This window comes from Citrobacter sp. LUTT5 (assembly GCF_009905315.1).
Classification (GTDB): Bacteria; Pseudomonadota; Gammaproteobacteria; order Enterobacterales; family Enterobacteriaceae; genus Citrobacter; species Citrobacter freundii.
In genome coordinates this window covers 3437089-3461000 of the sequence record NZ_CP047606.1, presented here as the reverse complement: position 1 = coordinate 3461000, position 23912 = coordinate 3437089, and the positions used below count along the sequence as shown (strand labels likewise).

Genomic DNA, 23912 nt, shown 5'->3' with positions numbered 1-23912 from the left:
GGAAAGGATCTTTAATTGTGATAATGATGAACTTGTGAAATCTGAGCTAAGAACCAGGTGACGATCAGCAGATCGGCGCAGCCTCCGGGACTGAGGTTGCGTTCAATGCACTGTTGGTCGAACTGGTGTAGGTATTCGAGATCGGCAGGGGTACGAATCCCCCCTTGCTGCATCAGGGCGGTGGCCTGCTGCTGTAGCCAACGCAGACCTTCTGCGCCGCCACGTGAAGCCACGTTGGTGTCGCCGTTGATAGACATCAGCAGCAATAAAGTGTCGAGTAACGCCAGTTCAGGGTCGCGGCCCTGAGTCAGCAGTGCGCGGTAGTGCGGCAGGGCATGCTGGATGACTAGCGGGTATCCCGCTTCGGCTTCGCCCCGTGCGCCGGTTAATCCCAGTTGCTGATAAAGACGTTGGCCTGCCGTGAGTTGTTGATTGTTCTGGCGCAGTTCGCGCTCGGTCAGACCACGGCAAAATGTTGCTGCCGTAGAGCAAATGGTTTCAGCGGTAACAGTTAGTTGGAGCTGGTGCAGACGGCCAATGGCGGCGCACAGCAGGCCCAGAGAAAAGATGCTGCCTTTGTGGGTATTCACCCCAGCGGTGGCGCGAAACATATCAGCTTCGCAGGCCATGCCCAGCGGGCGCAGTCCTTTCAATACATCCTCAGGCGACAGCTGTGCGCTAAACGCCCCATATTCAATAAAACGTGGCAGCCAGGCCTGAATAGCCTCGGCGCTGCGATGAAAATCTTCCAGCGCCATATCTTTATGCGCGCCGTTGTTAATACGATCTACCAGACCGGGTTTGGGTGACAGGTTGACTTCAGTCAGCATGGCGCGCCACGCGAGCGTTGCGTAAGCATCAGGCAGATCCAGAGGAAGGACTGCATTATTGGTTGATGTTGCGGGAATCGGCATCATGCAGCAGTGCCTCCATCTGAGTGAGTAAGTCGGAAAGTGCGTGGGTTTTACCCCGCGCACAGTCGGCAGCACTTTGCTCGCACAGCAGACAGCGGCGGGCAGGGAGTGCGAAATGACGCCGGGACAGAATTTCCCCTTCAGGGGTCAGGACATCGATGTCCCATAGCCGTCCCAGCGGGTGTGAATGCTCAAGTTCAATCGTGGCGAGCTTGAGGTCGTGGGCCGGAGCCTCAATAGACAAAAGACCTTCTGGACCGCTGGCAGAAACCAGCGCTGTTTGCTCCCTGACAATCCAGGCAGATTGTTCCGCCAGTGCGAGCAAGGCGGTTACGCCGTGATTAAAGATGCGACGGGTTAATGCGCTGTCTTTAATCGGACCCGGTGCAACCACGGTGAACGAGACCAGCGGCGCAGAGTGACGTGTCAGCCAGTCCTGTTGCCTTGCTTGTCTCTCATCGCGGCTGGCGAGCAGCTCGGGAATCGAAACCGCGTGTTGGGTGGCGAGTTCAGGGAGTAGGTGCATGGCTTATTCCTTCACCTGATGCACAACGTCAATCACTGAACCGTCGCGATAACGCACAACGGCAATCACGCGGTCAGTGAATTCGATAGCGCGTGGCTGACCGGTGAGTTGCTGTGCACGTTCGCGCAGCCATCCAATGGACACCACTTTCATACCAGCTTCTTTCAGTCGTTCTGCCAGTTCCGGACGTGCAGGGTTGACGGCGATACCGTGGTCAGTGACCAGAATGTCAACGCTGGAGCCAGGGGTTACGCAGGTCAGCACGTTATCAACCAGTGTCGGGATGCGTCCGCGAACCAGCGGTGCGACGATGATGGAAAGCGCTGCGGCCACAGCCGTATCGCAGTGTCCGCCGGATGCGCCTCGCAGTACGCCGTCAGAACCGGTCAGTACGTTCACATTGAAGTTGGTGTCTACTTCTAATGCGCTCAGTACCACCACATCCAGACGGTCAACGGATGCGCCTTTTGAACCCCAGTTGGCATACTGGTTTGCACTGATTTCAATGTGGTTTGGGTTGCGGGCCAAGGACTCAGCCGCGTTACGGTCGAAGCTCTGCACGTCCAGCAGTTTGCGAATCAGGCCTTTTTCATGCAGATCCACGATGGTGGCGGTGATGCCGCCCAGCGCGAAGTCAGCACGGATATCGCGGCTGCGCATTTTGTCTTCCAGGAAACGCGTCACGGCCAGAGAAGCGCCGCCGGTGCCTGTCTGCAGTGAGAAGCCTTCATTGAAGTAGCCGGAGTTAGCAATGACCTCTGCCGCGCTACGGGCGATTAACAGTTCTCGCGGGTTAGTGGTCATGCGGGTCGCATCAGCACCGATTTTGTCCGCATCGCCGACCTGATCGATCTGCACGATCAGATCTACCTGATCCTGTGTAATGCTGGCCGGGTTATGTGGATAGGTCAGCAGTTGTTCAGTCAGCAGGACAACCTGTTTCGCGTTTTCGGCGTCTACGCGGGCATAGCCCAGTGAGCCGCAGCATGCTTTACCGGTATAACCGTTGGCGTTACCAAACTGGTCGCAGGACGGTACGCCGAGGAACGCCACATCAATGCTGAGCTCGCCGCTTTGTACCAAGTGTACACGTCCACCGTGGGAGTGAATCTGTACCGGTTCGGCCAGCAGGCCACGGGAGATCTCTTCCGCCAGCGGGCCACGCAACCCGGAGGTATAAATACGGCTGACCACGCCCTGACGGATGTGCTCAACCAGCGGAGCATGGCAATCGCTCAGAGAGCTGGAGGCCAGCGTCAGGTTTTTGAAACCCATACTGGCGATGGCGTCCATCACCAGGTTAATCGTCAGATCGCCACCGCGAAAAGCGTGGTGGAAAGAGATGGTCATGCCATCCTGTAAACCCGAACGACGAATGGCGTCTTCCAGGTTAGCGCACAGCTTTTTGTCGCGCGGTTTTTGCGCTTGTAGTTCTACTTTTGCGGTGCTCTGATAAGCGGAAAGCTCACTTTCTGCATGACGGCTCCAGGTCGCCACGCGATCCTGACGTTGAGACTGTTCGATTTTCTGCGTCATTTTTTTGCCTTATTCTTCGCGAATGCCGGAAAGTTCTGCACGGGAGATAACCAGAAGGGCGCGCTCGATAACCGGGCTGTCGACCATTTTGCCGTTCAGGGAAACCACACCACGACCTTCGCGGGCAGCGGCTTCAGCGGCTTCTACGACTAAACGGGCGTGAGCCAGCTCTTTGCGCGTCGGGGCGTACAGGTTATGCAGGAGTTCTATCTGGCGCGGGTTGATGAGCGATTTGCCGTCAAAACCCAACTGCTTGATGTGTGCGGCTTCGTGCAGGAAACCTGCTTCGTTGTTGGCATCGGAATACACGGTGTCGAACGCCTGAATACCGGCAGAACGTGCAGCCTGCAAAATAGAGCAGCGGGCAAACAGCAGTTCAGTACCCTCTGGCGAGCGTTCAGTGCGCAGGTTACGCACATAATCTTCCGCACCCAGAGCAATACCGATCAGGCGCTCGGAAGCGTGGGCAATTTCTACCGCACGGGTAATGCCTAACGGCGACTCAATGGCGGCTAACAGGCCGGTGCTGCCGGGTTCACGGCCACAGGCGTTCTCGATGCGCAGAATTTCACTTTCGATGTCGATGACATCCTGCGCGGTATCGGTCTTCGGTAAACGTACGATGTCAGCACCGCCGCGTACCACGGCTTCAAGGTCGTTGATGCCCCATTCGGAGTCGAGGGCGTTTACACGCACGATGGTTTCAACGTCGTGATACAGCGGATGCTGCAGCGCGTGGTACACCATGCGGCGAGCGGTATCTTTTTCACGCAACGCGACGGAGTCTTCCAGGTCGAACATCAGTGCATCTGCCGGGTAGATGAACGAGTTGCTGACCATGGCGGCATTGGCACCCGGTACGAACAACATGCTGCGGCGAGTACGGGTTTTACGTTGTTGCAAAGATGCGGAAATCACTGGCAATCCTCCCATGGCAGTGCCGGAATACCGCCAGCGCGGGCCAGTAGTGCTTCCAGTCGCGCACGTAAAATGCAGTCCAGTGCGCCTTTATCATCAACATTTAATTGCACGCCGCGTACGTTGTAGCGGGAAAGAACGTCCAGGATGGTGGTCCGGATGGCATCACCGAACTGTTTTTCGACGCTACTGTTAACCTGCAGGTCAATATCCTGCGAATCGAGTGGGGCGATGCGAATCATCACATCACCGGACTCGAGTGTGCCTGCGACGGCTGCCTGGTTTATTTTCATTTTTCACCTGTTGCTAATGCGGGGGTATTTTGGCGGACTGCCGCACCCGATGAGGCTCGTTCAACCATGCTTTGCAGATAGTGCAGCGTGGCGTCAGGGACCAGGGATGCGATAGCCGTGAGATCTTTTTTAACCAGCAGCTTGCGCACCCAGGAGGCGGAAATCGGCATCTCCTGGAAGCACAGCCGCTCAATTTCCACCAGTTCAATTGGTGGGGCGGGAAGCGTTGGGGTCTCCAGCCAGTAGCGCATATCGTTGTTGTACTGGGAGGTGACGGTGCAATACGGCTCGGTACCGACGAAACGATGTGTAACGCCGAGAGCCGGTGCCAGGTACTGGCGGAAGATTTTCAGGTCTATTTCGGTGTAGCAGTGGTTAATAACGCTCTGCTCTTTGATGAAGTAGCACGGGAACGTGGCGCGGGAAATGATGTATTCCGAACCGCGATGCACGGTTAAACGTGGAATATCTTTTGTCCCTTTAAGCACCAGATCCAGCCGATCTTCATACGGAAACCGTGAGGTATCTTCTTTGACCAAAAACAGATGCAGCCAGTCACATTGTGCGGCCGCCTGTTGGATTAGAAAACGATGTCCGTTGGTAAAGGGGTTGGCGTTCATGACGATACAACCAATTTTTTTCCCTTCACGACGCTGTTTTGCCAGAGATTCAGCGTAACGTTTCAGACGCGTAGTGCTGTTTTCCATCAGCACCATAATGCCGGGAACGCTGGTCAGCGTAGAAAAGCCACACTGTTTAAACAGCGATTCGTACTCGGTTTTGGTATAGATGAAGAGGTGCGTACAGTGGCGCTCATAGGCGAGGTTGATTAACTCGGTCGCTAGCGTCAACGCTAAGCCTTCGCCCCGTACGGATTCGCAGATGGCCACACACTTAATAATATTCCCAGCGATACCGCCGCATGCAATCAAGCGGTCGTCACGGGTGACGGTGATAAATACTTCGACGGTGGTGTCAACGCTCAAATCATTCTCTTTCAGAAATTGCGTGATAGCCGCCATCTTTTTATTTTCTGAGCGTTTAACTTGCGTGAATATATTATTACCGAACATAGTGAATAGAGCCCCGATGCTATATTTGTTACTGGGTTTCTGTTTTTGTTGCTCTGCTTAGCAACCTGATAACGTTTTGTTTGCAATTGAAGGGAATGATTTTTTATTACGGAGTATTTCTTTTTTTCCCTACTGCATACATCGTAAGGGGTATTTTGGAGGTAATTTTTGATTTATTTCACAATAAGTTAGAAGGTTTTAATGTGTTTTATGGTTTTAAGTTTTTTAATTAATTTAACCTCGAAATAGCGTGTGGTTTTAATTTGTTTAATTGATTTAAAGTGGGGAATCTGCAACGATCTTGTTTTATACCGTAACGTGTAAATAAAACATTTCTATTACAACTACAATGAGAAATAAGTTTCGGGTAACGTGGATGAGGAAGATATATGGCTGAGCAGAAAAATAAAACACGGTTTCCCTTTTTCCGCAGCCTGGCGTTTCCTTTACGCATCTTTCTGCTTATTTTGGTCGTTTCTGTTTTTATCATCGCCGCCCTGGCACAATACTTTACCGCCAGCTTCGAAGATTATCTGGCCGCGCATGTCCGCGATATGGCAATGAACCAGGCCAAAATCATCGCCTCTAACGAGAGTATCATTACGGCGGTTAAACATCGTGATTACAAGCGTTTGGCGACGATTGCCGACAAACTGCAGAGCGGAACTGACTTCGACTATGTGGTTATCGGGGATACCAACTCCATTCGTCTATATCATCCGAACCCGGAAAAGATTGGCTACCCGATGCAGTTCACCAAACCCGGTGCGCTGGAAAAAGGGGAAAGCTACTTTATTACCGGTAAAGGGTCCATCGGGATGGCAATGCGCGCTAAAACGCCCATCTTTGATGACGATGGCAAAATCATTGGCGTAGTCTCAATTGGTTATCTGATCAGCAAAATCGATAGCTGGCGATCGGATTTCTTACTCCCGATGGCCGGTGTGTTTATCTTGCTGTTGTTGGTACTTATGCTGCTCTCCTGGTTTTTCGCTGCCCATATTCGTCGGCAGATGTTGGGTATGGAACCGAAACAAATTGCGCGGGTGGTACGTCAGCAGGAAGCGTTGTTCAGCTCGGTATATGAAGGATTGATTGCCGTGGATCCTGATGGATATATCACCGCAATAAACCGCAGTGCGAGGAAAATGCTGGGGCTGTCTTCACCTGGGCGAAAGTGGCTTGGAAAACCGGTGAGTGAGGTGGTTCAGCCAGCGGACTTTTTCACCCAACAGATTGCGGAAAAACGACAGGATGTGATGGTAAACTTTAATGGCCTGAGCGTTATCGCCAACCGTGAAGCGATTCGCTCTGGTGACGAACTGCTTGGGGCAATCATCAGTTTTCGTAGTAAAGATGAAATTGCTACCCTTAATGCGCAATTAACGCAGATCAAACAGTATGTAGAGAGCCTGAGAACGCTGCGTCATGAGCACCTGAACTGGATGTCGACCATCAATGGCCTGCTGCAAATGAAAGAATATGACAAGGTTCTGGCCATGGTGCAGGGAGAATCCCAGGCGCAACAGCAACTGATTGACAGCCTGCGTGGCGCGTTTGCCGATCGTCAGGTCGCCGGTCTGTTGTTTGGCAAGGTGCAGCGCGCGCGGGAACTGGGCCTCACCATGACTATCGTTCCGGGAAGCCAACTGCATCAACTCCCCGAGGGGCTGGATAGCACAGAGTTTGCAGCAATTGTTGGCAATCTGCTTGATAATGCATTCGAAGCGAGCTTGCGCACCCAGCAAGGCAACAATGTCGTAGAGCTCTATTTGAGCGATGAAGGGGATGACGTGATCATCGAAGTTGCCGATCAGGGATGCGGTGTGCCGGAAGCATTGCGTGAGAAAATATTTGAACAGGGTGTGAGCACCCGTACCGATGAACCAGGTGAACATGGCATCGGTTTGTATCTAATTGCAAGTTATGTGAGGCGCTGTGACGGGGTGATTACGCTCGAAGATAACTCCCCTTGCGGTACCTTATTTTCTTTATTTCTTCCGAAAGTGAAAAAAAATAATGACGGAACCATTAACGCTGTTGATCGTTGAGGATGAAACGCTACTGGCGGAAATGCATGCTGAATATATCCGCCATATACCCGGTTTCAGCCAGATATGGCTGGCGGGTAATCTTGAGCAGGCGAGGATGATGATTGAGCGTTTTAAGCCCGGTCTGATACTGCTCGATAACTACTTGCCGGACGGCAAGGGAATTACGTTGCTGCATGAGCTGACCCAGGCGCGCTATCCGGGCGGCGTAGTGTTTACCACGGCGGCCAGCGATATGGAAACGGTCTCCGAGGCCGTGCGCAGCGGTGCGTTTGATTACCTGGTCAAACCCATTGCCTACGAGCGGCTGGGGCAGACCCTGACGCGTTATCAGCAACGTCGACGCATGTTGGCGGGGAATGACAGCGCCAGCCAAAAGCAGATTGATGAAATGTTTAATGCCTACGCGCGGGGCGAACCGAAAGGGGATTTACCGACCGGGATTGATGCGTTAACACTGAATGCAGTGTTGAAATTATTCGCCGACCCGACGGTACACCATACTGCGGAAACGATCGCCCAGGCGCTTACCATCAGCCGAACGACTTCCAGACGCTACCTGGAGTACTGTGCCAGCCGTCATTTGATTATTGCGGAGATTATTCACGGTAAGGTGGGTAGGCCGCAGCGTATTTATCATGGCGGCTAAATGCTGATTTCTGACGTAGGCCGGATAAGATGCTTTAGCATCGACATCCGGCAATGGTGCGGTTTAAATGCCGGATGCGGCGTAGATGCCTAATCCGGCCTAAATTTCACTGAGTATCAGCCGCCAACGACGGCTGAAGAAGAACCTGGTACCATCACTTCAGTTGCGATAATCACCACCAGCAGTCCAACCAGAACCGGAACCGAAGTACGTTTCACCACTTCGAACGGAGAAATCTTTGCCATACCTGCTACAGCGACAACCACGCCGGAGACCGGGGAGATGGTGCGCCCAAGGTTTGACGCCTGCAGCATCGGGATAACAAGGTAAGCCGGGTTAATGCCGGAAGAATGCGCCAGCTTAGGGATCATCTCAACGAAGGCGTAGAACGGGGCGTTACCGGAACCCGTAGTCATTGCCGCCAACATAGTCAGGATCACCAGCACCATCATCAAGATAATGCTCGCTGAACCAAACGAGGTGGCGATAGAAATCAGACTCTGAATAAAGCCGATTGTGCTCAGACCCTGGGCAAAAACACCCGCAGCGACTAACAACATCACCACGTTAGCAAAGGCATCCGCCATGCCACGGTAAGCGACTTCCAGACCAGAGAAAACCTTTTGGGTGTTGAACCCACGTACGAACTCCAGAATAGCCGCGATGAGCATGCACAGAACCAGAATCGTAATGATGTGCAGCTGCGGGCCCCATTTACCATCAAAAATCAGGACGCCAACGATCGGGGTAAACGGCAGAATGGCGTAAAATGACGGGGCAGTCGTGGTGATTTCAGCCACATCTAACATTTCATGAGAAATGTTCTCTTTTTTATCCAGATAACGCTGCCAGAAAAAGTGGGCAATCGCCATAGCAATGATGGCGGCAATGGAAATTGGCAGCGTGGTTTTAAAGGCGAAATCGATCAGCGGCATTTCCGCAGCTTTTGCCGCCAGCACCACATCACCGGATGTTGGTGAAAGAATAATTGCAGCAGGGGAGGCACAAATAGCCGCTGCAGCGCCACGGCTGATTCCAACGTTAACCATGACCGGGAACAGTGTTGCCATCAGCAATACCCCCAGACCGGTTGCTGAAGAAACCGCCAGTGACATCAGGCAGGCGACAAAATAGGCGGCAATCATTAGCAGGTAAGGAGAGTTGATGTATTGCAGGGGCTTGGAGGCCAGCTTAACGACCATATCGTTCGCGCCAATATGGGTCATATAGGCGGCAAAACCACACAGCATCATGATCATCATGCCGAGATCGCCACCACGGCTCATCAGCAAAATTTTAATATATTCAACAATGTCTGTTGCCGTATAGCCCGTCGATGCCGCGCTGGATGGCAACACTTTATGCCCCATCAGCGCACTGATAATCAGCAAAACCAGACCGCCAACAAACAGTACGCCTGTCGCGGAATAACCTTTAATGATGTAGCGCGCTACACCCACAATAACCACAACTCCAATAAGGAGTTCAATAAATGTCAACATCGTTTCCCCTGTCGCATTGCTGCCCAGAAAGTAAAAAAACTAAAAAAAGTAAAAAGTGGTGACAGAATGTGCCTAATAAACCGATAACTCTTGCTGATTAAAATCAATAAAAATACGGATTCAAGCGATGGCTTAGCCGTTTTTTCAGCATCGTGGTTAAAAAAAGAATCTCACAATAAAAAACTGTGAAGTGCAGCGACGGTGTGTGTGTTTTGTGGTGATATTGATTCTTAATTGTTAATTTATTGTAATATTATTTAACTTTTCCCGGAGGAAAGAACAATTTATTGGCAATAAAGAGAAAATAGTTCCTATGAGATGGCTCAATAAATTAAGGGCTAATTATCTTAAAAATTTCATGCTGAGGAATATTCTGATTTTTTAGCTGCGCATTTTTGTTAAGCTAATATTAAGGTTGGGTTTGCTACAATTAATAATAAATCCCAGGATGGTAATTAAGTTGTGATTGTCGCTAAACGATATTTTCTCATTTTTTCATTTCTTTTTATTCAGTTAGCTTTCATTCCCCAGGGCGCTGCTGAAGATAAAGGCTGGTTCGCTACTTTTAAAGACAACGTCAGTGAAACCTGGCAGCAGCCGGAACATTATGATTTGTATATACCGGCTATTACCTGGCATGCACGCTTTGCCTACGATAAAGAAAAAACGGATCGCTACAATGAACGCCCGTGGGGGGCAGGATTTGGTCAATCCCGTTGGGATGATAAAGGTAACTGGCATGGACTTTATATAATGGCCTTTAAGGATTCCTACAATAAATGGGAACCTATTGGTGGTTATGGCTGGGAAAAAACCTGGCGACCGCTGGCCGATGAAAATTTCCATACAGGTCTCGGTTTTACCGCCGGTTTTACCGCGCGTGATAACTGGAACTACATTCCGGTACCCGTGCTGTTACCGCTGGCATCGATAGGGTATGGTCCGGCAACGTTCCAGATGACCTACATTCCGGGAACGTACAACAACGGTAACGTCTACTTTGCGTGGATGCGTTTCCAGTTTTGATGGACTACCTGTATTGTTAGGTGGATTATTAAAAAGTCTTTTTAAAACAGTGTGATATCAACGTTAACTGAAAAATAACGCGACATTTATCACTTTTTGATAAAGTTCGACTGGACAAAGTGCACCACAATTGTTGTACTGATACCCGACACAGCATTTGTGTCTATTTTTCATGTAAAGGTAATTTTGATGTCTAAGATTAAAGGTAACGTTAAGTGGTTTAATGAGTCCAAAGGATTCGGTTTCATTACTCCGGAAGATGGCAGCAAAGACGTGTTCGTACACTTCTCTGCAATCCAGACCAATGGTTTTAAAACTCTGGCTGAAGGTCAGCGTGTAGAGTTCGAAATCACTAACGGTGCCAAAGGCCCTTCTGCTGCAAACGTAATCGCTCTGTAAGCATACGACAGCAAGCATTCAAAACCCGCTTAATTGCGGGTTTTTTTCGCCTCAGTGTGCGGGAGAGGCCGAAACCAGCCAGAATGCCAGGGCGGTCATCGCAAATGATCCCAGCAGATTCACCAGCACATTCACTATAGCCCAACCAAAGCGTCCTTCCTGTAACAAAAACACCACCTCAGCCGAGAAAGTGGAAAATGTTGTTAGCCCCCCGCAAAAGCCAGTTGTAATCAGTACCTTCCACATTGGATCAATGTTTGTCATGCGATTAAACCATGCCAGACCCATACCAATGATAAATGCGCCAAGTAAGTTTGCAGCCAGCGTACCGAATGGAATGGCCTGATGTAGCGGGTTAAACCTCATGCTCAACATCCATCTTGCTACACTACCTGTACCACCACCGATAAAAACCGCTAAAAGGAGTTGTAACACTGCGTAATCCTGCTATTTGATTGTATATAGGATGAGTGTAACGCTGAATAATCGTGGTTGGCGAGCCTAACAACGTTTTCTGGAGGGAATATGTTCGTTGCAGCAGGGCAATTTGCCGTGGGACCTTCATGGGAAAAAAATGCAGAAACCTGCGTTTTACTGATGTCTCAGGCTGCGGGAGAGGGGGCATCGTTACTGGTATTACCGGAAGCGCTTCTGGCCCGTGACGATCTGGACCCAGACCTGTCAGTGAAATCAGCTCAATTGCTGGAAGGTGGATTTTTGACGCGCTTGCTGCGAGAAAGCGCGCAAAACGAGATGACGACAATCCTGACGATTCATGTTCCCTCTGTGCCTGGACGGGCGTTTAACATGCTGGTGGCGCTACGGGCAGGTCAGGTAGTTGCCCATTACGCTAAATTACATCTCTACGACGCCTTTTCGATTCAGGAGTCACGAAATGTGGATGCAGGGGACGTCATAGCGCCGCTGCTGGACGTAGGCGGGTTAAAAGTAGGGTTAATGACCTGTTATGATCTGCGCTTCCCTGAGTTGGCGCTGGCGCAAGCATTGCAGGGAGCGGAAATTCTCGTATTACCCGCAGCCTGGGTACGGGGATCGCTTAAAGAGCATCACTGGTCTACGCTTTTGGCTGCAAGAGCGTTAGATGCAACGTGTTACCTGATTGCGGCGGGAGAGTGTGGTAATAAGAATATCGGCCAAAGCCGGGTCATCGACCCTTTTGGTGTGACCATTGCTGCTGCGGCGGAAACGCCTGCGCTAATTATGGCCGAGGTTTCTGCAGAGCGGGTAAGGCAGGTCAGAGCACAACTTCCGGTGTTAAGTAACCGACGTTTTGCGCCACCGCAATTATTATGACGTTTTTTTAAACAAGGCTTGATTCACCTTGTTACAGATTGCTATTGTGTGCGCGCGTCGAAAGGCCGTTAATATTCTCAGGTTAATATGGCGCTTTATGCAGCCTGGTTTAAGTGAAGAAGGTATCTATGGGTGAGATTAGTATTACCAAACTGCTGGTGGTTGCCGCACTGGTTGTTCTGCTGTTTGGTACCAAGAAGTTACGTACACTGGGTGGAGACCTGGGAACGGCAATCAAGGGCTTCAAGAAAGCAATGAATGACGATAATGCCGATGCTAAGAAAGATGCTGATGGTAGCGTTCAGGCTGAGAAGCTTTCTCATAAAGAGTAATGTCAGGAGCATGATGCTCATACTGCATACTCTGCATGAAAAAAAACCGGCAATTTGCCGGTTTTTTTATTACTGATATGTAAGTGAGTATTACACGATTACTTCACTTCCAGCCCTTTGGCCTGCATGTCAGCATGGTATGAAGAGCGAACGAATGGACCGCAGGCTGCATGGGTAAAGCCCATGGCCATAGCTTCGGCTTTCATCTCATCGAACTCATCCGGGCTTACATAGCGTTGAACCGGCAGGTGGTGGCGGCTTGGCTGTAAATACTGCCCCAGCGTCAGCATGGTCACGCCATGACTGCGCAGGTCACGCATGACCTCAATGATTTCTGCATTGGTTTCGCCCAGACCAACCATCAGACCTGATTTAGTCGGAATCTCCGGGTGCGCTTCCTTGAAACGTTCCAGAAGCTTCAGCGACCAGTTGTAGTCCGCCCCCGGACGTACATTGCGATAAATACGCGGTACGTTTTCGAGGTTGTGGTTAAACACGTCTGGCGGCGTGGCGGTGAGGATATCCAACGCGCGATCCATACGACCACGGAAGTCAGGCACCAGCGTTTCGATTTTAATCGACGGGCTTTTCTCACGAATAGCGGTGATACAGTCAGCAAAGTGCTGAGCGCCGCCGTCACGCAGATCGTCGCGGTCAACGGAGGTAATGACGACATAGCGCAGCGCCATGTCAGCAATCGTCTGAGCAAGTTTTAACGGCTCGTTAGCATCCGGAGCAACCGGACGGCCATGGGCAACGTCGCAGAATGGGCAACGGCGGGTACAGATTGCGCCGAGGATCATAAAGGTTGCGGTTCCGTGATTGAAACATTCAGCCAGGTTAGGGCAGGAAGCCTCTTCGCAGACAGAGTGCAGGCCATTTTTGCGCATTGCCGCTTTGATGCCCTGGATGCGAGTGGAGTCCGCTGGCAGTTTTATTTTCATCCATTCCGGTTTACGCAGCAGGGCTTCACGCTCTGTTGCCACATTTTTTACCGGGATAAGAGCCATCTTATCGGCATCGCGGTATTTAACACCGCGTTCCATCACAATGGGTTTACTCATAGCTTGCGTGTTCCAGTTGCGAATTACGAAGGAAAGCGTTTCAATTCAAGGGAATGTTGCATTTATCAACTATTTTTGAATTAGTGATACGCAGTATATCATTGAAACGGGCCAGAAAGCAGCCTGACAGGCTGGCAAAATGTAAAATAGTTGTTGTTTTGTGCCATTTGCCACAACATTTGCCGTGGCAAAGTATGACCGTATTTTCAGTCTGCAACGTACTCGTGCGGTGGGTTACCCAACAGCGCTAATATGTTGGCCAGCAGGCGTGGGCGAACGCTCTCGGTCGTGGCTGCGCTATCCCACAGCGATACTTTCGCCATCTCCATTCCGGCGTAACCACAAGGATTGATACGCAGGAAAGGCGACAAATCCATATCCACGTTGAGCGCTAAGCCGTGAAACGAACATCCTCTACGAATACGTAATCCCAAAGAGCAGATTTTCTTCTCCCCGACGTATACGCCAGGCGCATCGGCTCGCGGGTGGGCATCAATGCCGATTTCCGCAAGTGTATTGACGACGGTTTGTTCCAGCAGCGTAACCAGTTCACGAACGCCAAGTTTGCGACGCTTCAGGTTCAACAGCACATACATGACCTGCTGGCCCGGCCCGTGGTAGGTCACCTGGCCGCCACGATCGCTCTGGATCACCGGAATATCGCCCGGCATCAGTACGTGCTCTGCTTTACCTGCCTGACCCTGGGTAAAAACAGGATAATGCTCTACCAGCCAGATTTCGTCATAACTGTTTTCATCGCGGGTATCGGTGAATTCGTGCATGGCCAGAGAAACTGGCTCGTAAGGTTGAAGACCGAGCTGGCGGACCAGAATTTTATCCTGATACAAAACGGCATCTCCGTAGATACTCACATAGAGTAGAGAATATAAAAGAGGGGGAAAAGTATATCACAGGAGGGAGGGGTTACCCGAGCGGGGATGCAGCGGGTAACCAACAGGTTTTTACAGTACCATGCGTACGATATCGATATTGCCTAATTCTTCGTACAGCGTTTCAACCTGCTCAATGTGTGTAGCAGTAATAGTGATTGAGACCGAGTGGTAGTTGCCTTTGCTGCTCGGTTTTACCGTCGGAGAGTAATCACCTGGCGCATGGCGCTGTACCACTTCAACCACCTGATCAACCAGCTCAGGCAACGCCTGCCCCATTACTTTGTAAGTAAATGGAGTAGGGAATTCAAGCAGTTCGTTAAGTTTGGTTTTCATGTCAGCTCCGGCGTTACATCAATAAATAATAACTCCCACAGCGTGTGGGAGTTATCTGGATACCTAGTATATGGGGACGTAAATCACACTTTCAAGTGTTCGATTTTTAGCCAAACCAGTGATGGAACATTAATTTAATGTAATCAATGATTTTCCCAAAGAAGTTGCCTTCAGGGATTTCCTGCAGGACTACCAGCGGGCGCTGTTCGATGGTTTTGCCATCCAACTGGAAGTTGATGGTGCCGACAACCTGGTTTTTCTGCAGCGGTGCATGCAGTTCTGTGGTGTTCAGCACATAGCTTGCTTTCAGATCTTTCATGCGGCCGCGCGGAATGGTCAGGTAGACATCTTTATCTACGCCTAACGATGCACGATCGGTGTTACCAAACCAGGCCGGTTCTGAAGCAAACTCTTTACCGACTTTCAGTGGATTCACGGTTTCAAAGAAACGGAAGCCCCAGGTCAGCAGTTTTTTACTTTCGGTTTCACGACCTTTATAGGTGCGGCCACCCATGACGGCAGAGATCAGACGCATCTGACCTTCGGTTGCGGATGCAACGAGGTTATAGCCAGCTTTGTCGGTATGACCGGTTTTGATACCGTCGACATTCAGGCTGTTATCCCACAGCAAGCCGTTGCGGTTTAACTGACGAATGCCGTTAAAGGTGAACTCTTTTTCTTTATAGATAGAGTATTCGTTAGGCACGTCACGAATCAGCGCCTGGCCAATCATCGCCATGTCGCGAGCCGAGCTGTACTGACCGTCAGCATCGAGACCATGAACGGTCTGGAAGTGGGTATTTTTCAGGCCCAGCGCGTTCACATAGCTGTTCATCAGACCGACGAAAGCATCCTGGCTACCGGCTGCGAAGTCCGCCATTGCCACACACGCGTCATTCCCGGATTGTAGGTTGATACCACGGATTAGCTGGGAAACAGGAACCTGCATTCCAGGTTTCAGGAACATCAACGATGAACCTTTAAACACCGGGTTACCTGTAGCCCAGGCGTCATTGCCGACAGTGACCAGATCGGTTTCTTTGAACTTGCCGGCTTTCATCGCCTGGCCGATGACGTAGCTGGTCATCATTTTGGTCAGACTGGCGGGGTCGCGGCGAGTGTCTGCGTTCTGTTCTGCCAGAACTTTGCCTGAATTGTAATCAATCAGGATATATGACTCCGCATCGATCTGCGGAACACCCGGGATCATGGTTTTAATATTCAGGTCATCGGCATGGGCAGCAGAGAGAGAAGCTGCGCAGAGAGCCGCGGTGAGCGCCATACGCTGCACGAAACGAGCGGAAAAAGTGGTCTTCATGGTCTGAACTACGACGTCCGTGATGAAATTTAAAAAAGTGCCCTACTATAGCAAATGCAAAACGGGCAGGCATCTGACTTTCCGCGTGACTTTGTTAATGTCATTTACAGAAACTGACAGTTCAGATACCTGATTTACGTTATTACACGCCGGTGATGAAGGACTGTAATTGCGCCTCGGATTGAAGACGCTGCTGCAATGTGGAGGCTTCAGCTTTGCTGGCGAACGGCCCCATCTGGATACGCCAGACTGCGCCATTTTGTACCACCCGACCTGGGACGCCAAACTGCTGGCTTAAACGTTTTTGATACTGCTGCGCACGCGACTGCTCGCTGACTGCGCCAACCTGAACCACGTAACGTCCGTTGGCTACTGCCGCTGGAGCTGGTGCCGCGACGGCGGTTGATGTTGCTGCTGGTGCGGTTGGTGTTGCCGGTGCGGAGATGGTCGGTTGCGGAGCCGGAGTCGGCTCGCTACCTTCCAGCACGCCTGCGGCGAGGGTGGTTGGCGCACCGAGGAATCCACCGCTGTTCACTGGCGCACCGGTTGGATCATCGCTTTTCAGCGTGGAATTGCTGATCGGACGAATATCGCCTTGCGGCTGACCCGCATCCGATGGCGAAGGCATACTTCCCATATTACCGCCACCGCTTAAATCAGGACGCGCGGGCAGGGCATAGGTTTGCTTTGCGACTGTCGTACACGCCATACCCGGACCGGACAATGAACCATCCTGGGCGACGATGATCGGGTCGATACGCACTTTGGTGTTGTTGGAGGTATTCAGACGGTCTGCTGCTGCACGTGAAAGTGAAATCACGCGATCGTTGCCATAAGGGCCGCGATCGTTTATGCGCACGACAATCATCCTGCCGTTTGCCAGGTTAGTTACTCTGGCATAGCTTGGGATTGGCAGCGTGGGATGCGCTGCGGTCAGTTGCATCGGGTCGAACGCTTCACCAGACGCGGTTAAGTTGCTTCCGGGTTCCGCATCATAGATAGCGGCAAGTCCTGCCTGGCTAAAGCGGGAAGGATCCTGGACGATTTTGTAGCTCTTACCATCACGTTGATAGTCCTGATTCGCCGTTGGGTTCAGGGGTTCAAAGCGCGGATCGGCCCCGCTGATTTCAACAATCGGACCATTGCACACCGTAGGCTGCGGCGCGACAGCACCCTGTTGCTGACCATCATCACTCGAACACGCCGCGAGCATTCCTGCTGCGATGCAGATACCAAGCCACTGCTTACGCATTGCGTACCCCTTACACGCTTTTCGACAACATTTTTCTATGGGTGTGGATCGACATAACAATCCCGAACCCGGCCATCAGCACGATAAGTGCCGAGCCTCCGTAACTGACCAGTGGGAGAGGAACGCCAACCACGGGCAGAATACCGCTCACCATACCAATATTTACGAAGACATAAACGAATAATATCAACATTAAACCACCTGCCATGACGCGACCAAAGGTGGTTTGCGCGTGGGCAGCGATCCATAATCCGCGCATAATCAGCAAAATGTACAGCGCAAGCAGAATTAAGATCCCTACCAGACCCAGCTCTTCTGCTAATACCGCGAAGATAAAGTCCGTGTGACGTTCGGGTAAAAACTCAAGCTGCGACTGTGTACCGTGCAGCCAGCCCTTGCCGCGTAGACCGCCGGAGCCAATAGCAATTTTAGACTGAATAATATGATAACCCGCACCCAGTGGATCGGTTTCCGGATCGAGCAACATCATGACGCGCTGACGCTGGTAATCATGCATCAGGAAGAACCACAGTATCGGGATAAACGCCGCAACCAGAACCACCGCAACACCGATTAAACGCCAGCTTAAACCAGAAAGGAACAGAACAAACAGACCGGAAAGGGCGACCAGTATTGAGGTACCGAGGTCAGGCTGAGCGGCCACCAGCAGGGTGGGCATAAATATCAGCACCAGTGCAATGGCGGTATTTTTTAGCGATGGCGGGCAAACATCACGGTTGATGAAGCGTGCGACCATCAGCGGCACGGCAATCTTGGCAATTTCGGAAGGCTGAAAACGCACAATACCCAAATCCAGCCAGCGCTGCGCCCCTTTGGATATCGCGCCGAAGGCATCTACCGCCACCAACAGGATGATGCAGAATATATAGAGATAGGGTGCCCAGCCTTCATAAACCCGGGGCGGGATTTGCGCCATCACCACCATGATGACCAGGCCCATTGCGATCTGGCCGACCTTGCGCTCCATCATGCCGATATCCTGGCCGCTGGCACTCCAGATGACCAGCGAGCTGTAAACCAGCAGCGCCAGCAAAATAAGCAACATCGTGGGATCGATGTGGATTTTGTCCCAGAATGTTTTTTTGTTCGGATTATCCGTCACGATTATTGGTCCTCCGCTGCTGCAACCGCGGGGTTTTCTGCAGGCAGATTGGTGTTGTTGTCGCCCAACATAATGTGGTCAAGGATCTGGCGCATAATGGTACCCACAGCCGGGCCCGCGCCACCGTTTTCAAGGATTATGGCGACAGCAACCTGGGGCTTATCATAGGGTGCGAAGGCCGTCATCAGCTTGTGGTCACGTAAGCGCTCGGCGATCTTGTGCGCGTTATAGGTTTCATTGGCTTTCAGGCCAAAGACCTGGGCAGTACCGGATTTCGCCGCAATTTTGTAAGGTGCGCTAGCGAAATACTTGTGCGCAGTACCGTTAGGGCGGTTTGCTACACCGTACATGCCGTCTTTCGCGATTTCCCAGTATCCAGAATGAATATCACCAACGGGCGGTTCGTGCGGCTGTACCCACGGAACCTGCTTGCCATTTTCTGCCGTGCTCATCAACAGATGCGGAACTTTTATCAAACCGTCGTTGATAAGGATCATCAGCGCTTTACTCATCTGGATTGGGGTTGCAGTCCAGTAACCCTGACCGATGCCGACCGGAATGGTATCACCCTGGTACCATGGCTTTTTAAACCGTTTTTGCTTCCACTCGCGGGTAGGCATATTGCCGGAGCGTTCTTCAGCGAGATCGATACCCGTATATTTGCCGTAGCCGAATTTGCTCATCCACTCTGAAAGTCGGTCTATCCCCATATCATAGGCGATTTGATAGAAAAACGTATCCGCCGACTCTTCCAGAGAACGGGTGATGTTCAGATGGCCGTGCCCCCATTTTTTCCAGTCACGGTAACGTTTTTCAGAGCCCGGTAATTGCCACCAACCTGGATCGAACAGACCAGTATTGCGGGTGATGACACCTGCACTTAATGCAGAAACCGCGACGTAAGGTTTAACTGTCGAAGCAGGAGGGTAAACACCCTGCGTGGCGCGGTTAACCAATGGGGTGTTCGGGTCATTGAGCAACCCGGAGTAATCTTTACTGGAAATACCATCGACAAACAGGTTCGGGTCGTAGCTCGGCATGGACACCAGCGCGAGAACGCCGCCGGTACGCGGGTCGGTAACCACCACGGCGGCGCGACTGCCCGCCAGCAGCGTTTCAATGTACTGCTGGAGTTTCAAATCGAGGGTGAGATAGATATCGTGCCCGGCCTGCGGCGCCACTTCCTTCAGTTGGCGAATGACGCGGCCGCGGTTGTTCACTTCAACCTCTTCATAACCGGTCTGGCCGTGAAGTACATCTTCGTAATAACGTTCAATACCCAGCTTGCCGATGTCGTGCGTCGCCGCGTAGTTAGCCAGTTTGCCGTCTTTGTCCAGGCGGTCTACGTCTTTATCGTTGATTTTTGATACGTAGCCAATGACATGGGTCAGCGCAGAGCCGTAGGGGTAGTAGCGGCGTTTATAACCTTTAACTTCGACGCCAGGAAAGCGATATTGATTAACGGCAAAGCGTGCGACCTGAACTTCACTCAGGTTAGTTTTTACCGGAATGGATGTGAAACGGTGTGAACGGGCGCGCTCTTTTTTAAAGGCGGCAATGTCATCGTCCGTCAGGTCTACGACGTTACGCAGCGCGTCGAGGGTATCCTGAACGTTGTCGACCTTTTCTGGCATCATTTCTATCTGATAAATGGTGCGGTTAAGGGCGAGCGGGATTCCGTTACGGTCATAAATAATGCCGCGACTGGGGGCGATAGGCACCAGTTTGATGCGGTTTTCGTTCGAGCGGGTCTGATAATCAGTAAAGCGAACGATTTGCAGATTATAAAGGTTGGCGATCAGCACGCCGGTGAGCAGCAAAATCCCCAAAAAAGCGACCAGCGCCCGGCGCACAAACAGCGCAGACTCAGCCGAATAGTCGCGAAAAGAATTCTGTAGTTTCATCCGCTGCTTAATCTACTCAAGAATCAATGATCACTCACGGTGATAAGGATGGTTGGTGGTAATGCTCCACGCCCTGTACAGACTCTCCGCAACCAGAACCCGAACAAGAGGGTGAGGAAGGGTTAACGCTGAGAGTGACCAGCTTTGTTCCGCTGCTGCTTTACAGGCAGGAGAAAGACCTTCCGGCCCACCAATCAACAAACTGACGTCACGACCGTCCAGTTTCCAGCGTTCCAGTTCGGTCGCCAACTGCGGCGTGTCCCAGGGTTTGCCAGGGATATCAAGGGTGACGATGCGGTTTTTGCCTGCTGCAGCCAGCATCTGTTCACCCTCTTTGTCGAGAATGCGTTTAATATCCGCGTTCTTGCCGCGTTTTCCTGCCGGGATTTCGATCAGCTCAAAGGGCATATCTTTCGGAAACCGACGGAGATACTCCGTAAAACCGGTTTGCACCCAGTCAGGCATTTTCGTACCCACAGCGACAAGTTGCAGCTTCACGCATTAACTCCAGAGTTTTTCCAGTTCATACAGGCGACGGCTTTCTTCCTGCATCACGTGGACAATCACATCGCCGAGGTCAACGACGATCCAGTCTGCTACGTTCTCGCCTTCTACGCCGAGCGGCAGCAGACCAGCAATGCGGGACTCCTGAACAACGTGGTCTGCGATAGACATTACATGACGGCTGGACGTGCCAGTACAGATAATCATGCAATCAGTGATGCTGGATTTGCCCTGAACGTCTAAGGCGATGATGTCTTGACCTTTCAGGTCATCAATTTTGTCGATTACAAAATCCTGAAGTGCTTTACCCTGCAAGTGTTCCCCCTGGGTGAAAAGAGTTAAAAACGTCTGTTAGTATACCTGAACCAGAGGCGATATCGGGACAAATGTCTCCGAAAGCGCTTGTGAAGTGCGCTATCATCCCACCCCACGCCGCAGAATGCATCGCCATTTTTGTAAAACAATTTCTGCAAAGCTCTGAAGGGCGGGAAAAGTCAGGTTGCGGAGAATAACAGCCTGTCATGGGGTGTCAATGGGAGAGAAGCCCTTCGGCAGAAAAAACAGTGCTTTCACTCTCCGTCGTACCATACAGCCCGGCTGTTAAGTACTTTCAGAACCGCAAAATCGTCGCAAAAATCAATCGCGCTCCAGCAACCTTGTTCGACGCGAAAATGCCACATTGCTGCTGCCGGCATGGACAACAAACGGGCGATCAACACGCTCAGTACACCCTGATGACTCACCACCAGCAGGTTTTGGCACATTTTGTAATCATCGAGTTGAGCAATGAAGCGTTCCACGCGCAGGGAAAATGCCTGAAAACCTTCGCCATTAGTGGGCGTCGCGTTCTGCCAGTCGTTACACCACACGGCGTAGTTTTCGGCGTCTTCGCGCGCCAGATCTCGATGGTGGCGCATTTCCCAGTCGCCAAAAAACATCTCATTGAGCTCAGGCATGTTACGCACAGGAATCTCGCGATCGCCTAAGATCAACTGCGTTGTATGGCGGGCGCGCTCCAGCTCGCTGCACAGAACGTTGTCGACAGGCACATTGCGTAACAGCGTACTCAGCGTTTGCGCCTGAGCTATTCCCCGTTCTGTTAGTGGTGTGGGAGCGTGGCCGCTATATAAACCCGCGACGTTGGCTTCGGTTTCGCCATGACGTACCAACCAGAGTCTCATTTTTTCCTCTCGGGGTTATTCGCACAAAACATGATGTTTGCCCTGATTACGCAGAGATTTTTCACTAAAATACCTTTTTTTACGTGGAGCGGCACGATGTCTTTATTGAAGAGCGCGCATGGTGGTAATACCCGAGAAGCCGCCGAACTGTTGGGCGTCTCGCCTGAGCAATTGCTGGATTTTAGCGCGAATATTAATCCGCTGGGTATGCCAGCAGGTTTAAAACGCGCAATTATCGATAATATGGACTGCGCGGAGCGTTACCCGGATGTCGATTACGCGCAACTGCATGCAGCGTTGGCGGAGCATCATCAGATTCCGGCCTCGTGGATCCTGGCCGGAAACGGTGAGACCGAGTCTATTTTTACCCTGGTAGATGGCCTGAAGCCACGTCACGCGATGATCGTGACGCCTGGGTTTGCTGAATATCGTCGGGCGCTGCAATGGGGAGACTGTACGATCCATGAGTTTGCGCTGCGCGAAGACGATGGCTGGCAGCTTACCGATGCGATCCTCGATGCGTTAACCTCAGAGCTGGACTGCCTGTTTCTCTGCACGCCCAACAACCCCACCGGGTTACTACCGGATAACCGCCTGCTACGTGAGATTGCCTCACGTTGTGAGCGGCTTGGGATCAATCTGATCCTTGATGAAGCGTTTATCGATTTTATTGCCGGGGAGCCGGGGTTTATTCCGCTACTTCGGGATAACCCGCATATTTGGGTGCTGCGCTCGCTCACCAAGTTCTATGCGATACCGGGGCTGCGTCTGGGGTATCTGGTCAATAGTAACGAGCAGGCCGTTGTACAAATGCGCAGCCGACAAATGCCGTGGTCAATTAATGCGTTTGCTGCTCTGGCTGGCGAGATTATTTTACGCGACAGCGCTTATCAGCAGGCGACGTGGAAATGGCTGGAACAAGAGGGAGCGCGGTTTGAGCAACAGCTACAAAACCTGCCCGGCCTGACGGTGTATCCCGGCCAGGCAAATTATCGTTTATTACGCTGCGATTGCGCGGATATTGATTTGCAACGGATGTTGCTGGAACAGCATGTCTTGATTCGCAGTTGTGCCAATTACCCTGGGTTGGACGCGCGTTATTACCGAGTTGCTGTTCGCAGTCAGGAAGAAAATGACCGCCTGCTGGCGGCATTAAACAACACGCTTAGCGATACAACCCCTGCTGATTGATATAGTCAAGCACTGCGCCTGGCATCAGGTCGTCGCACGGCTCGCCTTTTTCCAGTCGCTCGCGAATGAGCGTGGCGGAGATGTTGAACCACGGCGTTTCGGCCAGGTAGATTTTCCCGCAAGGCAGGTTGTGCAGGTCATCCGGCGAATGAGTCAGGTGATCTTCCAGCCATTGCTGGTGCTTTTCCTGCGTCATTTCGAGAGGATAACCTGGACGTCGGCATACGATGAGATGGGTATTATCCAGAATCGTGTGGTAGTCGTGCCAGGAAGGGAAGGTCAGCAGCGAATCCTGACCAATGATAAACGCTAACGGCACATTCGGGCCTTGTTCCTCGCGCCACTCTTTTAGCGTTTGCGCGGTGTAGGAGGCCGTGTCGCGTTTCAGTTCGCGTTCATCCAGGGAAAACAGCGGTTTATCAGCAATGGCCAGTTCAACCATGCGCTTACGTTGCTCACCGGACGCTTCAGGCTGCGCACGATGCGGCGGCACGTTATTGGGCATGATGATGACCCGGGAAAGACCAATCAGATTCGCCAGAATTTCAACCGGTTTAAGATGACCATAATGCACCGGATCAAAGGTGCCGCCGAACATAGCCTGCAATGATTTCAT

26 protein-coding genes are annotated in these 23912 nt (G+C 51.6%); 7 read left to right on the top strand and 19 right to left on the bottom strand.

The features are described from left to right. Positions 1–11 precede the first annotated feature (11 nt). The 6 genes from citG to citC are packed head-to-tail and all read right to left on the bottom strand — an operon-like array spanning position 12 to position 5260. Positions 12–917: a triphosphoribosyl-dephospho-CoA synthase CitG gene (gene citG / locus GUC46_RS16795; protein WP_003835603.1), complete on the bottom strand. Its 906-nt coding sequence runs from the start codon at positions 915–917 to the stop codon at positions 12–14. Beyond that, positions 886–1440: a citrate lyase holo-[acyl-carrier protein] synthase gene (gene citX, locus GUC46_RS16790; RefSeq protein WP_003835601.1), complete on the bottom strand. Its 555-nt coding sequence runs from the start codon at positions 1438–1440 to the stop codon at positions 886–888. The genes citG and citX overlap by 32 nt, the downstream gene beginning before the upstream one ends. Positions 1441–1443: 3 nt before the next feature. After that, positions 1444–2976, bottom strand: coding sequence for a citrate lyase subunit alpha (gene citF, locus GUC46_RS16785; RefSeq protein WP_003835599.1), 1533 nt, complete (start codon positions 2974–2976; stop codon positions 1444–1446). Positions 2977–2985: 9 nt separating this feature from the next. Further along, positions 2986–3894 carry an aldolase/citrate lyase family protein gene (locus GUC46_RS16780; RefSeq protein ID WP_003022123.1) on the bottom strand — a complete coding sequence of 303 codons (909 nt, stop codon included), beginning with the start codon at positions 3892–3894 and terminating at the stop codon, positions 2986–2988. Then, the gene (gene citD, locus GUC46_RS16775) at positions 3891–4187 is read right to left on the bottom strand and encodes a citrate lyase acyl carrier protein (RefSeq protein WP_003022125.1); all 297 of its coding nucleotides are present in this window, start codon (positions 4185–4187) and stop codon (positions 3891–3893) included. The genes GUC46_RS16780 and citD overlap by 4 nt, the downstream gene beginning before the upstream one ends. Continuing rightward, a complete protein-coding gene (gene citC / locus GUC46_RS16770; RefSeq protein ID WP_003022129.1) occupies positions 4184–5260 on the bottom strand; it encodes a [citrate (pro-3S)-lyase] ligase in 1077 nt (358 codons plus the stop codon). Before citC ends, citD begins: the two co-directional genes overlap by 4 nt. Positions 5261–5649: 389 nt before the next feature. Here citC and dpiB point away from each other — a divergent pair, with 389 nt between their 5' ends. Continuing rightward, positions 5650–7311: a sensor histidine kinase DpiB gene (gene dpiB / locus GUC46_RS16765; protein ID WP_130714885.1), complete on the top strand. Its 1662-nt coding sequence runs from the start codon at positions 5650–5652 to the stop codon at positions 7309–7311. Further along, positions 7280–7960, top strand: coding sequence for a two-component response regulator DpiA (dpiA, locus tag GUC46_RS16760; RefSeq protein ID WP_003022133.1), 681 nt, complete (start codon positions 7280–7282; stop codon positions 7958–7960). Before dpiB ends, dpiA begins: the two co-directional genes overlap by 32 nt. Positions 7961–8076: 116 nt before the next feature. Here dpiA and dcuC read toward each other — a convergent pair whose 3' ends face one another. Next, positions 8077–9462, bottom strand: coding sequence for an anaerobic C4-dicarboxylate transporter DcuC (gene dcuC / locus GUC46_RS16755; protein WP_003835592.1), 1386 nt, complete (start codon positions 9460–9462; stop codon positions 8077–8079). 462 nt (positions 9463–9924) lie between these two features. Here dcuC and pagP point away from each other — a divergent pair, with 462 nt between their 5' ends. After that, positions 9925–10488, top strand: coding sequence for a lipid IV(A) palmitoyltransferase PagP (gene pagP, locus GUC46_RS16750; RefSeq protein WP_003835590.1), 564 nt, complete (start codon positions 9925–9927; stop codon positions 10486–10488). Positions 10489–10677: 189 nt separating this feature from the next. Further along, positions 10678–10887, top strand: a complete 210-nt coding sequence (gene cspE / locus GUC46_RS16745; RefSeq protein ID WP_000034825.1) for a transcription antiterminator/RNA stability regulator CspE — start codon at positions 10678–10680, stop codon at positions 10885–10887. A 51-nt stretch (positions 10888–10938) separates the two neighbouring features. Here cspE and crcB read toward each other — a convergent pair whose 3' ends face one another. Beyond that, positions 10939–11322 (bottom strand): fluoride efflux transporter CrcB, encoded by a 384-nt coding sequence (crcB, locus tag GUC46_RS16740; protein WP_044712719.1) that lies wholly within the window; start codon positions 11320–11322, stop codon positions 10939–10941. A 90-nt stretch (positions 11323–11412) separates the two neighbouring features. Between crcB and GUC46_RS16735 the strand changes: the two genes are divergently transcribed. Continuing rightward, positions 11413–12201, top strand: coding sequence for a deaminated glutathione amidase (locus GUC46_RS16735; RefSeq protein ID WP_003022696.1), 789 nt, complete (start codon positions 11413–11415; stop codon positions 12199–12201). Between the two features lie 128 nt (positions 12202–12329). Next, positions 12330–12533 carry a twin-arginine translocase subunit TatE gene (gene tatE, locus GUC46_RS16730; RefSeq protein WP_003022699.1) on the top strand — a complete coding sequence of 68 codons (204 nt, stop codon included), beginning with the start codon at positions 12330–12332 and terminating at the stop codon, positions 12531–12533. Positions 12534–12631: 98 nt separating this feature from the next. Here the strand turns inward: tatE and lipA are convergent, their stop codons facing one another. The 10 genes from lipA to GUC46_RS16680 form a co-directional block, all read right to left on the bottom strand. Next, a complete protein-coding gene (lipA, locus tag GUC46_RS16725) occupies positions 12632–13597 on the bottom strand; it encodes a lipoyl synthase (RefSeq protein WP_003022702.1) in 966 nt (321 codons plus the stop codon). Between the two features lie 206 nt (positions 13598–13803). Beyond that, the gene (gene lipB / locus GUC46_RS16720; protein ID WP_003835583.1) at positions 13804–14445 is read right to left on the bottom strand and encodes a lipoyl(octanoyl) transferase LipB; all 642 of its coding nucleotides are present in this window, start codon (positions 14443–14445) and stop codon (positions 13804–13806) included. A 114-nt stretch (positions 14446–14559) separates the two neighbouring features. Further along, a complete protein-coding gene (gene ybeD / locus GUC46_RS16715) occupies positions 14560–14823 on the bottom strand; it encodes a DUF493 family protein YbeD (protein ID WP_003022706.1) in 264 nt (87 codons plus the stop codon). Between the two features lie 106 nt (positions 14824–14929). Further along, a complete protein-coding gene (dacA, locus tag GUC46_RS16710; protein ID WP_003022711.1) occupies positions 14930–16141 on the bottom strand; it encodes a D-alanyl-D-alanine carboxypeptidase DacA in 1212 nt (403 codons plus the stop codon). 142 nt (positions 16142–16283) lie between these two features. Beyond that, positions 16284–17393: an endolytic peptidoglycan transglycosylase RlpA gene (gene rlpA, locus GUC46_RS16705; protein ID WP_160180516.1), complete on the bottom strand. Its 1110-nt coding sequence runs from the start codon at positions 17391–17393 to the stop codon at positions 16284–16286. Between the two features lie 10 nt (positions 17394–17403). Beyond that, positions 17404–18516 carry a peptidoglycan glycosyltransferase MrdB gene (mrdB, locus tag GUC46_RS16700; RefSeq protein WP_003022718.1) on the bottom strand — a complete coding sequence of 371 codons (1113 nt, stop codon included), beginning with the start codon at positions 18514–18516 and terminating at the stop codon, positions 17404–17406. A gap of 2 nt (positions 18517–18518) precedes the next feature. After that, a complete protein-coding gene (gene mrdA, locus GUC46_RS16695; RefSeq protein ID WP_003022722.1) occupies positions 18519–20420 on the bottom strand; it encodes a peptidoglycan DD-transpeptidase MrdA in 1902 nt (633 codons plus the stop codon). Positions 20421–20450: 30 nt separating this feature from the next. Continuing rightward, the gene (gene rlmH, locus GUC46_RS16690; protein WP_003022725.1) at positions 20451–20918 is read right to left on the bottom strand and encodes a 23S rRNA (pseudouridine(1915)-N(3))-methyltransferase RlmH; all 468 of its coding nucleotides are present in this window, start codon (positions 20916–20918) and stop codon (positions 20451–20453) included. Positions 20919–20921: 3 nt separating this feature from the next. Continuing rightward, positions 20922–21239, bottom strand: a complete 318-nt coding sequence (rsfS, locus tag GUC46_RS16685) for a ribosome silencing factor (protein WP_160180514.1) — start codon at positions 21237–21239, stop codon at positions 20922–20924. 254 nt (positions 21240–21493) lie between these two features. Continuing rightward, on the bottom strand, positions 21494–22105 hold the full coding sequence (locus tag GUC46_RS16680) for an adenosylcobalamin/alpha-ribazole phosphatase (protein WP_003847399.1): 612 nt from the start codon (positions 22103–22105) through the stop codon (positions 21494–21496). Between the two features lie 96 nt (positions 22106–22201). Here GUC46_RS16680 and cobD point away from each other — a divergent pair, with 96 nt between their 5' ends. Beyond that, positions 22202–23296, top strand: coding sequence for a threonine-phosphate decarboxylase CobD (cobD, locus tag GUC46_RS16675; RefSeq protein WP_160180512.1), 1095 nt, complete (start codon positions 22202–22204; stop codon positions 23294–23296). Here the strand turns inward: cobD and nadD are convergent. Then, positions 23271–23912, bottom strand: coding sequence for a nicotinate-nucleotide adenylyltransferase (nadD, locus tag GUC46_RS16670; protein ID WP_088732472.1), 642 nt, complete (start codon positions 23910–23912; stop codon positions 23271–23273). The two genes, cobD and nadD, sit on opposite strands and share 26 nt — an antisense overlap.